Origin of the sequence: Brachyspira alvinipulli ATCC 51933 (genome assembly GCF_000518245.1) — a bacterium.
Taxonomy (GTDB): Bacteria; Spirochaetota; Brachyspiria; order Brachyspirales; family Brachyspiraceae; genus Brachyspira; species Brachyspira alvinipulli.
Genome location: NZ_JADF01000018.1, coordinates 106,465 through 123,418, shown reverse-complemented (window position 1 = coordinate 123,418; position 16,954 = coordinate 106,465). Strand labels below are relative to the sequence as shown.

Below are 16,954 nucleotides of genomic sequence, written 5' to 3'. Positions count from 1 at the left end.
TAAGTTTATTATACTCTGCCTACCTCATTTATTACTCTGCCTATAAGTGTATCATGAGTAGATATAGTTTTAGAGTTTAATTCATAGGCTCTTTGAACCTCAATCATTCTAACCATTTCATTTACAGGATTAACATTACTCATCTCTAAAAATCTTGATAATACTTTAGGTCTGTCTACACCTTTTTGTGCTATATAAGCAGGACCGCTGATATCTGTATCTACCCAGAAAGATTCACCCTCTTTTTTCAAGTATCTTTCATTATCAAATCTTACTATCTTTAAAGTATCAAGTATCTCTTCATCTTCCCATTCATTATCATTAAACTGTACAAATGTATTGCCATCTTGATATCTTCTATTGATACTTACTCTTCCCTCTTCATCTATATTGAAGTTATTTGTTTTAATTTGTATATAACCATTCTCTCCAAGAACTTTATATCCATGTTTAGTCACAAGATAATGATCTTTATCTATTAAAAAACTTCCATTTCTAGTATATCTCTCACCATTAGGAGTTTCAATGGCAAAAAAGCCTTTATCTGCTAAAGCTATATCAAGCTGATTACCTGTTTCTCTTAATGAACCCTGCTCCCATTCTGTGAAAACTTCATTAACTTCAACACCTGTTCCCATTCTTCCTACATAAGGTCTTACATCTGTAGAACCAAGCGGAAATATTACAACTCCATCATCTTCAGTTCTTGCAGCCATCATCTCTGGAAAAGCTTTGAAACTTACTGTATCTCTTTTAAATCCTGGTTTATCTACATTTGCCAAATTGTTAGCTACAACATCAAGTCTAGCCTGTTCAGCCATCATTCCGCTAGCACCTGTATATACGCCTCTTACCATTATTAATACCCCCTGATTAAATATTATCTTCTAATATAGATATTTTATAAGATATCATCTTCAATTTTTTTAGTATTTATATTAATGCTTTTTAATTTATTTTCCAAATCTTCATAGCCTCTTTCTATATGATATATTCTATGAACATTTGTAATTCCTTTAGCAACAGCACCGGCAGCAACTAAAGCAGCTCCGGCACGTAAATCACTTGCCTGTACATCCGCTCCTGATAATTCATTGCCTCCATTTACAACTATATCAGAAGTATTTAACTGAATGTCAGCCCCCATACGAATAAGCTCTGGTACATGGCTAAATCTATCCGGATAAATACCTTCTATAAGCTCGCTTTTACCCTTAATCGTACATGCTAATGTTGTATAAATAGCTTGTAAATCTGTTGGAAATCCAGGATAAGGCAAAGTTTCTACTTTAAATGGCTTCAATTCTCTATTGGAAGCATCTATTTCTATAGTAGTTTCTGTAGTTTTGATATCACAGCCTATATCTGAAAGTAAATCAAGAACGCAAGTTAAATGTTTAGGTTCTGCATTCTCTAATTTTAATTTTCCTCTTCCAGCAGCTGCTATTGCTAAGAAAGTACCTGTCTCTATTCTATCCGGTATAACAGTAAATTCTGCACCATGAAGTTCATCAACACCTTCTATAGTAATGGTATCAGTACCGCCGCCTGTAATTTTTGCTCCCATAACATTAAGCAAATCAACTAAATTAACACATTCAGGTTCTTTTGCAGCATTCCTTATAATAGTAGTTCCTTTAGCTAAAGTAGCAGCCATCATAACATTATCAGTACCTAATACTGTAGGTCCGAATTTGCCAGATAAATCCATATCAGCACCAATCAAATTGTCTTCTACTCTAGCATCAATATATCCTGCTGTTATATCTATTTTAGCACCTAATGCTTCCATTCCTTTTAAATGCAAATCTATAGGCCTAGGACCGAAAGCACATCCTCCTGGATATGATACTTTACAATGCTTACGCTTTGCAAGCAACGGTCCTAATACTATAATAGAACCCCTCATCTTTTTTACTAATTTATAAGGAGCTTCCTCACTTTTACCATTATGAGATATTATTACAGTAGTATTGTTTTTAAAATCAACTTTCTTTCCCAAAGGCTCTAATATATCTATAAGAACATGAACATCAACCAAATCCGGAACATTATGAAGTATAACAGGCTCATCTGTTAAAATGGATGCCACAAGCAGAGGCAAAGATGCATTTTTAGAACCTGATACCCTCAATACTCCCCCGATATTGTTTGAACCCTCTATCATATATTTATACATATATTTCCGCCTTTTCTTAAAGAATAAAAATTCTGCTTCCAATAGTTTCGGTATTATAAAAAAATGCTTAATAAATTTTAATTATATACATATATTTTTTAGTTTTTAATATATTATATAAATGACAATATCAATAAAAGGAACAATATATGAAAGATTTTTCTAGTTTGAATGATACTTTTACCCTAAATAACGGATATAAAATACCATGCATAGGATTCGGTACTTGGCAGACACCTGACGGAGATACAGCTGTAAATGCAGTAAAAGATGCTGTTAAATTAGGATATAAACATATTGATACAGCAGCAATATACGGAAATGAAGTTAGCATTGGAAAAGCCATTAAAGAAAGTAGTATTAATAGAAATGAATTATTTATTACAAGTAAAGTTTGGAATAAGGAGAGAGGATATAAAACAACATTAGCTGCTTTTGATAAAACTCTAAATGACTTGCAGCTTGATTATCTCGATTTATATCTTATACATTGGCCTGCTTCACAAAATCAGTTCAAAGACTGGGATAATATCAATTTAGAAACTTGGAAAGCTATGACTGAACTTTATAAAGATGGTAAAATAAAGTCTATAGGCGTATCAAATTTCATGCCACATCATTTAAAATCATTAATGGAAACTGAAGTTAAGCCTATGGTCAATCAAATAGAATTCCATCCTGGTTTTATGCAGGAAGAAACTGTTAAATACTGCAATGATAATAATATATTAGTAGAAGCATGGAGTCCTCTCGGTACAGGAAAAATGCTTGATAACAGCACATTAAAAGAAATAGCTTCTAAATATAATAAATCTGCAGCTCAGCTTTGTATAAGATGGTGTTTGCAAAATAATACATTGCCTCTTCCAAAATCTGTAACTTATTCACGCATAAAAGAAAATACAGAAATTTTTGACTTTAATATAAGCGATGAAGACATGAAAATTATAAATTCTATGGAATACTGCGGAGGTTCAGGACATCATCCGGATAAAGTAAGTTTTTAATTATACAATAATATAATATTCAGGAAAATAAAATGAATAAAAAATTTTTAGATGAAAAATTATTTTGGATAAGAGAACCTAAAAAAACAATAATTGATGATGAAAAAATAGAAATATACACAGAACCTAATACAGATCTTTGGCAGAGAACATACTATGGTTTTCAAAATGATAATGCACCTGTTCTTCAAACCAAAACAAAAGAAAAATATTTTTCATTTATAGTAAAAACAAAATTTGAAAGCGGATATCGTTTTGATCAATGCGGAGTAGCTATTTATATAGACAGTGAAAATTGGTTTAAGGCATCTGTAGAATATGAGAATGAAGATTATCAGCGTTTAGGAAGTGTTGTTACCAATAATGGTTATTCTGATTGGGCTACTCAAGATATATCCGCTTCTATAAAAGAGATGTATTACAGATTAAGCAGAAGAGAAAGCGATTTTTTAATTGAATGCAGTGAAGACGGAGAAAATTTTAAACAAATGAGAATATTTCATTTATTTAAAGCTGATGATGAAATAAGTTTTGGAATATATGCATGCAGTCCGGAAAACTCATCTTTTAAAGCTGTATTTACTGGTATGCATATAACAGAATGCAAATGGCAGGAGCATAAATAAAAATTGACAAATAATAATTGTTTGTTAAAATTACTCAATATAAAATTCACTAATGGAATACTATAAATATGGCAGAAAATTATAAAGTAATAGCAAGAAAATACCGTCCTCAAACTTTTGAAGAAGTTATAGGTCAGGAACATATAACAAAGACAATATCAAAAAGTATAGCTCAGAAAAAAATAGCACATGCATATCTTTTTTCCGGTGCTCATGGTGTAGGTAAAACTTCTCTTGCTAGAATTATAGCCAAAGCCCTAAACTGTGTTAATGGCCCTACTGATAAGCCTTGCGGAATTTGTCCTTCATGTACTCAAATAGAAAACGGTACTCCTCTTGATGTTATAGAAATTGACGGTGCCAGCAACAGAGGTATAGAGAATATAAGAACTATTATTGAAAATGTGCGTATATCTCCAGTTGCCGGAAAATATAAAGTTTATATCATAGATGAGGTACATCAGATAACTAATGAGGCTTTTAATGCATTACTTAAAACTTTAGAAGAGCCTCCTGCACATGTTGTTTTTATACTTGCTACCACTGAAGCTGACAGAGTGCTTCCTACTATAAGAAGCCGTTGTCAGCAGTATACTTTTAAATCTCTTGGTATAGAAGATTTGGAAAAGATACTTAAAGGCATACTTGATAAAGAAAATATTAAATATGATGAAGAAGCAATTTTCTTAATAGCTAAACAGGCAAGAGGTTCTGTACGCGACAGTGAAACTATACTTGAAAAGATGATAGCCTATACTACTGATAAAAAGTATATAACAAGTGCGGATGTTAATGCTGTTGTTGGAGGAAATAATTTTTCTTTTGTTAAAGAATTTTTTGATATAATAATGTCAGGAAATAAAAAAACTTATTTTGAATTTGTAAAAAAGCTCTTTGAAGAAGCAATAGATCCAAGAACTTTTATAAACAGCATAATAGAATATATGCGTGTTGTTCTTATGATAAAAAGCGGTATTGATGACACTAAATTATTAGAAATAACAGAAAATGAAAGAGATGATTTAAAAGTATTTTCTAATCATTACAGCGATGATGAAATAGAAAGAATACTTGATTATATATTATCAGCTGAAGACCGCATAAGAACTGCGTCAAATCCTAGAACTATATTTGAAATGCGTATGCTTTTACTTCTCAATACTGACAATTTGATTCGTCCTGTTGATATAATATCTTCAAATATGCAGCCTCAAACTGAAGATTACGGACTTGATAATAATAATATTCAAAACAATATCAACATGCCGTCAAATGAAAATAAACCGCATTATGATGTGCCTTTGAATCCTACAGATAAAAGACGCATATTCTACAATAAAATACTTTCATACATAGAAACAGAAAGCCCTACAATATATTCTTTATTATCTCAAGGAAACCCCATAGAAAGCAAAGGAGCTACATTAATAGTTGCATTGCCGGATCATATATACGAAATGACTCAGTCTGATAAAAGAATAAATGACTTGATATCAAAGGCTATACCTAAATTTACAAAGAATAAAGATGTTGCTATACAGTTTCAAAGAGCTGTTGAAGGCAATATGATAGATAAATTAAAAAGCCGTCTGCAGGCAACTGAAGTAGATGAAAGTTCTTTATAAAATAAAAAAGGTGCAGAAAATAAAAACTTCTGCACCTTTATTTTATAATATTAAATTATTTTTTATTTTTTGAAGACTTTTTATTGTTTTTATTATCCTTTTTTGTATTATTAGATTTATTTAACTTAAACATAAAATCAAATACTTCTTTAACATCTTTAACAGGATGGAAAGTAAGTCCCTTTTTAACATTATCAGGAATCTCATCCAAATCCCTAATGTTTTCATGCGGTATTATAACATGCTTAATAAATCCAAGCCTTTTTGCTGCTATTGTTTTTTCTTTTAATCCGCCTATAGGTAAAACTTTTCCATTTAAAGAAAGCTCTCCTGTCATAGCGGTATCATTTCTTATAACCTTATTCATACCAAGAGAAAGCAAAGCAGTTGCCATAGTAATACCGGCAGAAGGTCCGTCTTTAGGTGTAGCTCCTTCAGGTATATGAAGATGTATAACAGCACTATTAAAATAATCATCATCAACACCGTAATTTTTAGCAACGCTTCTTACATAACTGTAAGCTATTTCTACACTTTCAGTCATAACATCGCCTAATTGTCCTGTCATATTTATAGTGCCGGCATCCTTTTTCTCTTGAACTTTTATTGACTCTATAGTTAAAGTTGCTCCACCCATAGAAGTCCATGCCAAACCTATAGCATTACCAGGTTTTAAATCTTTCTCTGTAAAATCTTCTGTGAATATTGGCTTTTTTAAATATTTTTCTAAATCTTTATCATCAATAGTTATATTATAAGTTTTCTTATTATGTTCTACTATATCAGCTGCAATTTTTCTGCATATTCTCTCAATTCTTCTTTCAAAATTACGTACACCTGCCTCTCTTGCATAACCATCTATTATTGATGTAATAGCTTTATTAGTAAACTTTATATTTTTAATTTCAAGTCCATGAGCTTTAACCTGTCTTGGAATAATATATTTAGAAGCTATTTTCAATTTCTCTTCCAAAATATAGCCTGAAAGTCTTATTACTTCCATTCTGTCAAGTAAAGGTCTTGGTATAGTATCAAGAGTATTAGCAGTAGTTATAAAAAGCACATTAGACAAATCAAAAGGCAAATCAAGATAATGATCCCTAAATGATGAATTTTGCTCTGGATCTAATACCTCAAGCAATGCACTTGAAGGATCTCCTTGAAAACTTGCACCTAATTTATCAATTTCATCAAGCATAAGTACCGGATTTTTTACTTTTACTATTTTTAAAGCCTCTATAATTTTACCAGGCATAGCACCTATATATGTTCTTCTATGTCCTTTAATCTCTGCCTCATCTCTCATACCGCCTAAAGAAAATCTAAAGAAAGGCCTGTCTAATGCTTCAGCAATGCTTTTTCCTATAGAAGTTTTACCAACTCCCGGAGGGCCTACAAAACATAGTATAGAAGATTTTTTTTCAGGATTTAATTTTCTTACAGCTAAAAATTCGTATATTCTTTCTTTAACGTCTTCAAGTCCGTAATGATCTCTATCCAATATCTTTTTACTTTTTGCTATATCTTCTCTTTCTTTGTTTTCCTTATTCCAAGGCAAAGCAAATAGAGTATCCAAATAATTTTTTGAAACAGTATATTCCGGAGAATGAGTATCTATTGTTGAAATCTTTTCAATCTCCTGCTCCATTCTCTCTTTAACTTCTTCTATCACATTAAGTTCTTCAAGAGTTTTTTTATACTTTTCTATATCTCTCTGTTTAGGATCCGTATCATATCCTAATTCTTTTTTTATTTCTTTTAATTGTTCTTTAAGGAAATATTCTCTTTGCTGTTTTTGTACTTTTGAATTTATACTGCCCTGTATTTTCTGCTGTATCTTTGTTATTTCTCTTTCCTTTTGCAAAAGAAGAAGAACTTTTTCTAATCTCTCCTGAATATCAAAAGTTTCCAAAATTTCCTGCTGGCTTGCTCTTTCAACATTAATCATAGAAGTAACAAAATCAGCCAACTTTCCCGGATCATCAACATTAACCATAGTAAGACGCATCTCTTCTGTAAAAAGAGGATTATTCTCACTTAAAGATTTTACTTCTGAAAGCAATGCTCTAGTATATGCTTTGATTTCTTTAGCTTCTTTTTCATTATGAAAAGGATCTATATCCTGTATATAAAGAGGTTCTGCTCTTATTACAGGTTCTGTAGTTGTGAATCTCATAACTTTATATCTTCTTATAGAGTTTATGAGAAGATTAAGCCCTCCGTCCGGAAGATTAAGTTTTTTAAATACCTTTACAACAACGCCTACTTTATAAATATCATTAACTGAGGGATTTTTCCTATCAGGAGGATTATCAGATATATATAAATTCAGACCTAAAAAACCGTCATTTTCAGCTATAGCTTTATTAACAGCATCAGCATGCATAGGAGGTATTGGGAATGGTGCATAAAGTCCTGGGAAAAGCGGCTTTCCCATTACTGGTATTATAATAAGCCTTGAAGGCAGTTTATCTTCCACTATTGAAACCGTATTATCATTGTTTTTATTTTCTTTATTATCGCTATTTTTATCTATATCTTTATTTAATTCATCACTCATTAAAAATCTCCTAATTATTATTAATTATATCATATAAAAATAAATGCATAAGTCAAATTTATAGTTTATTAAGTAATATATGCAATAATTATGCCAATTATTTATCTAATTTTTATATATAAATAGCACATATTATAATGTTTTTTGAAAAATTATAGGTATCAATTATAAAAAATGTATTATAATTAAACATTAAAAATTCTTTTTTGTATACAGATTATCCATTTTTACATACTGCAAAAATATTTTAAATCTAATATTTAAATTCATACAAATATCATATAAATAAAATTCACATCTTATTTTATCATATTTTTTAGAAGTTTAATTACATCTGCCCGCCCTCTAAGTTTGTAATTTTATTTTTGTTATTTTTGTTTTATTTTTATTGATAATTTTTCACTGTAATTACAACAGCCACCCAAACGGTTTTTAAATTTATAGTTCATTATACGCACGAAGAACGAAACTAAAAATATAAAATAGATTATTAGTGCATTTTTGCTACATATAAAATTGAGTTCACCGTTCGTAAATATGAATGTTTAAAAATTACAGTAAAATTATATGAGATTAAAATCTTGCTCCCAAATAAGGCATAGGGTTCTTATGATCTCCGCCTACTCTCACTTCAAAATGGCAGTGTATACCTGTAGTACGTCCTGTATTTCCTATAAGAGCTATTTTTTCTCCGCGTTTAACTCTTTGACCGGAATTTACTAATAATTTTGAATTATGCCCATAAGCTGTCTGATATCCATTAGCATGAGAAACAATTACAAACCATCCGTATCCGCTTCTCCATCCGGCAAAAGTTACAACACCATCCGCTACAGCTATTATAGGAGTACCATAAGAACCTGCTATATCAACTCCATAATGGTAGCTTTTTTCCTGATTGAATGGTGAAAGTCTTGCTCCAAAACCGCTTGATATTCTTCCACCTCCAGAAACAGGCCAACCTAAAGGTATTTGTTCATGTATTCTTGGAGAAATATTCATAAATGATAAAACATTTTTTTGATAAGTATCTACTTCATTTAATATCTTATTAATATTTGTCATATCATCATAGTTTAAAGAATTTTGATTATTATTGAATGTGCTTGTATTATTATAATCTATTGTATGTGATATATTCTTCATTGAATTATTATAATTGACTAAAGCTGTTGAAAATCTGTTTAATGCTTGTTTATACTCTTCTATTAAAGTATAAGTTTTTGCCTCTCTTGCGGAAAGAGTATTATAAAATTCCCTTGCTTCTTTCTGCTTATTATATGCATCAAAACCAGTATAAACTAATGCCGAGAACACCAAAAGTAAGAATGTTATCATAAAGTTATTAATAGGAAGTCTTACTCCATGCTCTTCATCATCATAGAATATTAATATACTTCTTTCATGATTTCCTTTTCTTTTAATAGCATTTATTATTCCAGAGAAAAAATGCCTTATACCATATGTAGAATTATATATAGATTTAAATACTTTTCTTGTTTTAATGAACTTTATTTTTCTTATTTTAGGCGGCTTATATCTGCCGTTATTAATTTTGACATTTTTTTTATAATTAATATCAAAATGAGAATAGGAATCTATTGTAGGTTTCTTATTATTACTTTTAAAATTACCTACAAATTTATCAGCAAGCCCTCTAACATCTTTCGAAGTTTCTTCTAAATAATATTTATCTAACTGAGCATTAGATTTTCTTTCATTTTTTGTGCTTGTGTCATTAGTAAATAAAATAATAAGCCCCCTTAAAAATCAAATAGTCCCTTTTCTTCATTATTATGATTATCGTCATATCTTGAAGAAAGATTTAAATATGAATATGCCTTATTCGTAGCTACTCTTCCCTTAGGTGTTCTCTTTATAAAACCGCATTGTATTAAATAAGGCTCTATAACATCTTCAATAGTTTCTATCTGTTCTGACAAAGACACCGAAATGGTATCAACTCCTACAGGACCTCCGTTATAATGTTTAATAATAGTATTTAAATAAAGTTTGTCAAGTGCTTCAAATCCATTTTTATCCACACCCAATTTTTCTAAAGAATCACAAGCAAACTCTTCGTCTATTTTTAAAACATCATTAACAGTGGCAAAGTCAAATACTCTTCTTAAAAGTCTATTAACTATTCTTGGAGTTCCCCTAGATCTTGATGCTATAGAAATTGCTGCTCCATCTGTTACATCTACATTAAGAAATACAGAGCTTCTTTTTACAATATCAGCCAAATCTTCATTAGTATAGAATTCAAGCCTTTCCACTATACCGAATCTATCATAAAGAGGAGTACTTAAAAGCCCGCTTCTAGTTGTAGCTCCTATTAAAGTGAAATGAGGAAGTTTTACTCTAAAGCTCTTGGCACTTGTTCCCTCACCTACTTTTATATCAACAAAAAAATCTTCCATAGCAGAGTAAAGCACTTCTTCTACAACTGTTCTTAATCTATGAATTTCATCTATAAATAGTATATCTTTTTCACCCAAAGTAGTAAGTATAGAAGCCAAATCTCCAGGACGTTCTATTATAGGTGCAGAAGTAGCTTTTATATTACTGCCCATTTCATTTGCTATTATCTGAGCAAGCGTTGTTTTTCCAAGTCCTGGAGGACCGTAAAATAGTATATGATCTAAAGAAACATCTCTCTTTTTAGCACTGTCTATAAAAACCTTTAATTTTGATTTAATATTATTCTGTCCTAAAAAATCATCAAATCCTTTTGGTCTTATAGAATTACTGTTATCTTGTTTATCATAAGAGTTTTCTTCAGCATTCGTTATACTTTCTTTATCCATAGTATTTATTTTATAATCCCAAATTTAGAGTGCTATTATATAATATATTATGTTAAATAACAAATTTATTTATCTTTTAAATTTCAAAAAATAATAATTAAAAATAGTTGTATATAATTAGTTTTATAATATAATGTCTAAAGATAATAGTATTTGGAGAATATTAATGAGTAAATTTAATAGCCTACAATTTAAAATAAGCATGATAATACTGGTACCATTTTTTATTATGCTTATGATATCTGGAGCATTTAATATTTTATCTGTAAGAAATGTTACAAGAAAATTATCATATAAGGTGTTGGAAGAAAGTGCTAAAGGAGAAGCAGCTAAAGTAGAAAATCTTGTTCAGGAAGCTCTTGATAGTTTAAAAACATTTGAATATATAGTTAATGATTTATACAGTTCCGGAGAGAGAAATAGAGATATTTATAAAGAGAATGTTGAAGAATTTTTTAGTACTTTACCAGAAGGTACAGGAGCTTTATTTTTAGTATTTGAACCTAATATGATGGGGAATGATGCTGACTATATAAATGATGTAAATTATTCTGAGGCAGGCGGAATGTTCTCTGAATATGCCTATAGAAACAATGGTTCTATAAGCAGCAGAGGTATGACAAAAGAAGAATTAAAAAGTGATTATTATACTGCACCTATAAGCACAGGAAATACTTATATCACATCTATATATGATTTTGAAGTAGGCGGAAAAATGGTAAAGATGAATACTTGGTCAATACCTATAAAAAATAATAATAAGGTTATAGGTGTTGCAGGAGTAGATATATTTATAGATTCTTTAGCTCCTATAATGGATAATATAAAACCTTTTGAAAATACTCTCACTTCATTATTTGATCATAACGGTTCTCTTCTCTACAATGTAGAAAATGAAAGTTATATTGGACAAAATGTTTATGATGCTTATCCTTATTATAGAGACAATAATCTATTAGACAAAATTAAGTCTGGAGAAACTATAATATTTGAAGAATACAGTGCAACTTTAAAAACTAAATCCACTTATATATTTGTACCTATAAAATTGCAGACTGGTCAGAATTGGGGAATGAAAATATTAGTACCTAATCATATAATACTTAAAGACAGCACTAACATAAGAAATATTATGATAATAGTATCTATTGTAATGTTATTAACTGTATTTACAATAACTCCTTTAATTATTAAAAATAAAGTTGTAATAATCATAAAATTGTTAGCTCAGGATTTAACAAGATTATCTAATGGAGATATATCTTGGAGCACTCCTCCAGGATTTGTTGCATTAAAAGATGAATGGGGAACTATAGCAAGAGCTGTTCAAGGTATTTTAGATAATTTAAATAATGTAATGGAAACCGTTAAACAATCATCCGCTCAAGTTGAAAATGCTGCTAATGAAGTTCTTTCAGGTAATCAGGATTTATCAAATAGAACAGAGATGCAGGCTTCAAGTTTAGAGGAAACTGCTTCTACTATGAGTCAAATGGCATCCAATGTTAAATATGTTACTAAAGATATATCAGATACTACTGTAATAGTTGTAGAGGCAAAAGAGTATGTAAGCAAAGCAGGAGAAATAATAGAAGACAGTGTTAATAAAATGGATGATGTTTATGAGGCAAGTTCAAAAATTATGGACATTACTAAATTAATAGAATCTATTGCTTTTCAAACTAATATACTTGCTCTTAATGCTTCTGTAGAGGCAGCACGTGCAGGAGAGCAAGGACGCGGATTTGCTGTAGTTGCTAGCGAGGTAAGAAACTTGGCACAAAATACTCAAGAATCTGTAAAAAATATTACTTCTTTAATAATTGACAGTAATGATAAAATAAATTTGGCTGCTGCAAGTGTTAATGAATCTAAAGAAATGTTTATAGAGATATCAGAGAGAATGGATAAAGCTTCAGATTTGATGCAGAAAATAGATATGTCTTCTAAGGAACAAGAAAGAGGAATAGAACAAATCAATACAGCTATTACTAGTATGGATTCTTCTGTTCAGCAAAACGCTGCATTAGTTGAAGAAGCTAGTTCATCATCTCAGCTTTTACTTAATGAATCTCAGAATTTAACTAAATTAATTGACTTTTTTAAATTAAGATAATAAGTTAATCTGAAAAATTACTATTCATCAAATATTAAGAATAGTGAATGATAAAAATATCATAAATTTAGTTTTTATATATTTATACAAATTAATAAAATATAATATTCATAAATATACAAATGATTGCGGTGCATAATGGATATTAAAATCTTCCAATTTTTTAGGTTTACGATATTTTTTTATTTTACCTATTTTTATAGCATATGCTATTTCTTTATTTTCAAGATATTTATAAAAAAAATCTACAGAAACACCAGACTCATATTTTATTATGTTCCATACATTATCTAAATCATCAGATATTATATCTTCTATTTCAAATTCACCTACTACTTTAGAAATAGGAGATGAAGAATATATTATAATTTTTTTTATATTCTTCCTTTTAAAAATAGATTTTCTAATTTCATATTTTTTACTACCATTGAATATTTTTTCAACATATTCAGGTTTAATAGACAATAAAACTTTCATTTACTTTACACTCTCTTAATATTAATAAGAATTGTTCTTTTGTTATTTGTTTTAATCCTCTAATTTCATTATCAGCTCCTGTTAAAATTCCTAATTTTAATAATTTATCTCTATTCATTCTATCACCAATTTGAAATGAATACACATATAGAAAATTAATTAAAAATGGTTTAGTACTACTAAAATACCAAAAATTAGATAATTCTTTATCTGTAAAAATACTTCTTTTCCTAGAATTTATTATAAATTCTTTTTCATTTTTGATGTTATCAATTTTTTCTTCAACTATTCCTATAGTAGTTATTACTGATGTATATCTTGCTGATTTTTCTTTTTCTGCAGTTCTATAAAATATTATAATATCGCCTCTTTTTATATTTCTATTTAATGAACGAGATACATAAACTTTACTTATTGCATTTCTATGTGGTAAATCATCTTTAAAATCTTTTGCAGATTCTGTTTTTAAATAAGAATCAGGTAATAAATCTGTATGATAATCTGGATATATTGGAACTAAAAATATATTTGTATTTATAGAAAAAAATGGATAAGTGTATTTTGGCTCCTCTATATTAAACTTTTTTGAAAAATCCCTGATATAAACTAATTCTCCATTCTCTCCTTTTTTTCCCCATTTAATAAAACCATATTCTTCAAATAAATTAATTAACCTCTTTTGTCCATCTCTTTTATCAAAAATTGTAACATATATTTCATCAACTTTATTAGCTATCGCATTATCAAATATTATTTTTATAAATCTCTCACCTAATTTAACTCCATTATGTTCTACTTTAAAAGTACCTATTTTTAATCTTTTTTTAGGAGAAAATGCAGGAATTATATCAGTATAATTTTCATCTTTATCTTCGACTTTTAAATATAAAAAAGATAATAATTTTTTATCTTTGTAAGTAACATAGGCTATTTCATTAGATTTTTTATTAAACCATTTATCAAACCCAACATAATCTTCTTTTAAAGAATCAAAGAATTTATCTTCTAAATCTATATTTCCAAAATATTCTTTTTCTACAGATAAAACTTCATAATCAATGAGTTCAGGATTTTCTGCAATAACTTTTTCTAGAAAAGAGTCTATGGTAAATACTTTATTATCTATATTTACTAATTTAGCTTTTTGATGTATTTTTTTATCTTCTGTAATAAATATATCAACTCTATCATTTACAAGTTCATTTAATAATAAAGTATCATTTTTATCATTTTCTGTTTTGTCAATTTTTTCATATATTTCAAGTAGTTTTTTATTTAATTGGGCTTGAGTCATAAGTACTGTATAATTTTTAGATTTTATATTCATAACATCTACAGTATCAGAATTTGAGTTTTTATTTAATTCTTCAAGATTAATTTTATGTATACATTTTTCATATTTAGTCTTTTCTAGCCATTTAAATAAACTACCTATTTCTCTATTAATTACTTTATTATTACTTTCTCTATGAATAATAATATTTGTATCTAAAAGTGCTTTCATAAAATATCTCCACAAATTAAAATTATAACTAATTTACTAAGTTTTTCAATTATATTATAAATTTTATATCTTTCAAAATATTTTCTAATTTATTATTTAATTCTGCATTTTCTTTTTCTAGTGCATCTATTTCTTTGATTATTCTTTTCAAATTAATACGCTCCTCCTCTTCAAATGAATCTATATATCTGGATATATTTAGATTATACTCGTTTTCCTTTATCTCTTCTATTGATGCTTTCTTAGAGTATTTTTCTATATCTTTTCTATTTTTATAAGTATTATATATTTTTTCTATATCCTCATCACGCAATCGGTTTTGATTCTTGCATTTCTCATATTCTAATCCAGCATCTATAAATAAAATATCTTTTTCTTTTCTGTTCTTTTTCAATATAAGTATGCATGATGGTATTGAAGTGCTGTAAAATAAATTATTTGGTAACCCTATAACAGCATCAAGTAAATTATCCTCAATTATTCTTTTACGTATTATTCCTTCGCTAGCTCCTCTAAACAATACACCATGAGGCATTACAACTGCAGTGATGCCATTTTCAGACATACTATTTATCATATGAAGTATAAAAGCATAATCGCCCTTGCTCTTAGGAGGTATTCCGTATTCAAATCTTTTATATTTATCATGTTCAGCAATTTCTTCTCCCCATTTATCCAAACTAAAAGGAGGATTTGCTATTACTATATCAAACTTTTCTAAATTACCATTACTATCTATGAATTTAGGTTCTTTAATAGTATCTCCCCATTTTATTACAGCCTTATCCATCATCTCATTCAAATACATATTCATTTTGCATAAAGAATATGTTTGACTGTTTTTCTCCTGACCATATATACTGCAATTATTACCGCCAAGCTCTTTATATATTTTTAGCAATAATGAACCGCTTCCGCATGTAGGATCATATACTTTTAATATACCTTTTCTTTTATAACTCACTATTTTAGCCATAAGTATAGATACTTCTGGAGGCGTAAAAAATTCTCCTCCCCTTTTACCAGCATCACCTGCAAAATTTTTTATCAAATATTCATAAACATCTCCCATAACATCATTATTGTACAATACACTTGGTCTTAAATCTAAAGCAGGATCATTAAAATCTTCTAATAAATTTTTTAATATAGTGTTCTTGATATTTCCAAATTTACTTGAATCATTAAAATCTATATTATTAAAAATACCTTCAAATTTGTCAGGGTTCTGTTTTTCTATTTCATGTAAAGCTCTATTAATTATCTCTCCTATATTATATTCTTCACGCATAGAATACAAATAATCAAAACTTGATACATCGCTTATTTTGTAATCTATTTTTGATAAAATATTTTTATTAGATTTCTCTTTGACAAAATCTGATAAATATTTAACAAATAACATACTTAATATATAATCTTTATAAACAGAAGAATCTATTGATCCTCTAAAAGTATCACATGCCTTCCATACTATATTTTCAATTGTTTCTTTTGTAGTTTTCATATTTTTTGTCCCAAGAATACAAATTCTTTATATTATGATATATAAAAAAATATTTAATTAAAACTAATAATTATATTATCAAAGTTTTTATTACAATAGCATTTTTTGTATTATTTGTAGAATATATATATTTTTGTATTAATTTTTCTATATAAAACATATATTATTTATTAAACGCGTAATACCATAATACTTTATACAAAAAAACTTATATATTGTATTTAATACTACAAATATTACATAATTGAACATGAATTTTTAAAAAAAGGCGGATATAATCTAAATTATATCCGCTATTAAGGTAAATTATGAAGAAAAAAATTTATAAAATTAGATACAAATCAATTCTGATATACCATAAATATATAAAAGTTTTTAAAAAAGTGTTAAAAAAAAACGTTATTTTTTTATTTTTTTCATAAAATTTTGGTTTTATGTAATCCGATTATGATTAAAAAAATATATACTTTATTTAATTTTATTGTATAATCTATCTGTTAAAGATTTTTCATTAATTTTAATAGCAATTGTTTTTTTGGAGTT

At 28.2% G+C, this 16,954-nt stretch carries 12 protein-coding genes; 4 read left to right on the top strand and 8 right to left on the bottom strand.

What is annotated here, in order from left to right; translation table 11 throughout:
• Window positions 1–8: 8 nt before the first annotated feature.
• Both flgF and murA read right to left on the bottom strand, forming a co-directional pair.
• Window positions 9–857, bottom strand: coding sequence for a flagellar basal-body rod protein FlgF (gene flgF, locus T324_RS0102010; RefSeq protein ID WP_028328748.1), 849 nt, complete (start codon window positions 855–857; stop codon window positions 9–11).
• A gap of 44 nt (window positions 858–901) precedes the next feature.
• The gene (gene murA / locus T324_RS0102005; RefSeq protein ID WP_028328747.1) at window positions 902–2,179 is read right to left on the bottom strand and encodes a UDP-N-acetylglucosamine 1-carboxyvinyltransferase; all 1,278 of its coding nucleotides are present in this window, start codon (window positions 2,177–2,179) and stop codon (window positions 902–904) included.
• Window positions 2,180–2,328: 149 nt separating this feature from the next.
• Between murA and T324_RS0102000 the strand changes: the two genes are divergently transcribed.
• From T324_RS0102000 to dnaX, 3 genes are all read left to right on the top strand, one after another.
• Window positions 2,329–3,186, top strand: a complete 858-nt coding sequence (locus tag T324_RS0102000; RefSeq protein ID WP_038374935.1) for an aldo/keto reductase — start codon at window positions 2,329–2,331, stop codon at window positions 3,184–3,186.
• 32 nt (window positions 3,187–3,218) lie between these two features.
• Window positions 3,219–3,812: a DUF1349 domain-containing protein gene (locus T324_RS0101995; RefSeq protein ID WP_028328745.1), complete on the top strand. Its 594-nt coding sequence runs from the start codon at window positions 3,219–3,221 to the stop codon at window positions 3,810–3,812.
• Between the two features lie 68 nt (window positions 3,813–3,880).
• Window positions 3,881–5,437, top strand: a complete 1,557-nt coding sequence (dnaX, locus tag T324_RS0101990) for a DNA polymerase III subunit gamma/tau (protein WP_028328744.1) — start codon at window positions 3,881–3,883, stop codon at window positions 5,435–5,437.
• A 55-nt stretch (window positions 5,438–5,492) separates the two neighbouring features.
• Here dnaX and lon read toward each other — a convergent pair whose 3' ends face one another.
• The 3 genes from lon to ruvB all read right to left on the bottom strand — a co-directional run bounded on the left by lon (window position 5,493) and on the right by ruvB (window position 10,807).
• Complete coding sequence (lon, locus tag T324_RS0101980; RefSeq protein WP_028328743.1) at window positions 5,493–7,997, bottom strand: endopeptidase La; 2,505 nt, start codon at window positions 7,995–7,997, stop codon at window positions 5,493–5,495.
• A gap of 573 nt (window positions 7,998–8,570) precedes the next feature.
• Window positions 8,571–9,752: a M23 family metallopeptidase gene (locus T324_RS0101975; protein ID WP_038374933.1), complete on the bottom strand. Its 1,182-nt coding sequence runs from the start codon at window positions 9,750–9,752 to the stop codon at window positions 8,571–8,573.
• 8 nt (window positions 9,753–9,760) lie between these two features.
• Window positions 9,761–10,807, bottom strand: coding sequence for a Holliday junction branch migration DNA helicase RuvB (gene ruvB / locus T324_RS0101970; RefSeq protein WP_028328741.1), 1,047 nt, complete (start codon window positions 10,805–10,807; stop codon window positions 9,761–9,763).
• Window positions 10,808–10,973: 166 nt separating this feature from the next.
• Between ruvB and T324_RS0101965 the strand changes: the two genes are divergently transcribed.
• Window positions 10,974–12,923, top strand: a complete 1,950-nt coding sequence (locus T324_RS0101965) for a methyl-accepting chemotaxis protein (RefSeq protein WP_028328740.1) — start codon at window positions 10,974–10,976, stop codon at window positions 12,921–12,923.
• Window positions 12,924–13,031: 108 nt separating this feature from the next.
• Here the strand turns inward: T324_RS0101965 and T324_RS0101960 are convergent, their stop codons facing one another.
• Genes T324_RS0101960 through T324_RS0101950 form a run of 3 tightly spaced genes read right to left on the bottom strand, consistent with a single transcriptional unit; the run spans window position 13,032 to window position 16,411 of the window.
• Complete coding sequence (locus T324_RS0101960; protein ID WP_028328739.1) at window positions 13,032–13,400, bottom strand: ASCH domain-containing protein; 369 nt, start codon at window positions 13,398–13,400, stop codon at window positions 13,032–13,034.
• Complete coding sequence (locus tag T324_RS0101955) at window positions 13,378–14,904, bottom strand: PIN domain-containing protein (RefSeq protein ID WP_028328738.1); 1,527 nt, start codon at window positions 14,902–14,904, stop codon at window positions 13,378–13,380. The genes T324_RS0101960 and T324_RS0101955 overlap by 23 nt, the downstream gene beginning before the upstream one ends.
• Before the next feature lie 49 nt (window positions 14,905–14,953).
• A complete protein-coding gene (locus tag T324_RS0101950) occupies window positions 14,954–16,411 on the bottom strand; it encodes a type I restriction-modification system subunit M (protein WP_028328737.1) in 1,458 nt (485 codons plus the stop codon).
• Window positions 16,412–16,954: the final 543 nt, after the last annotated feature.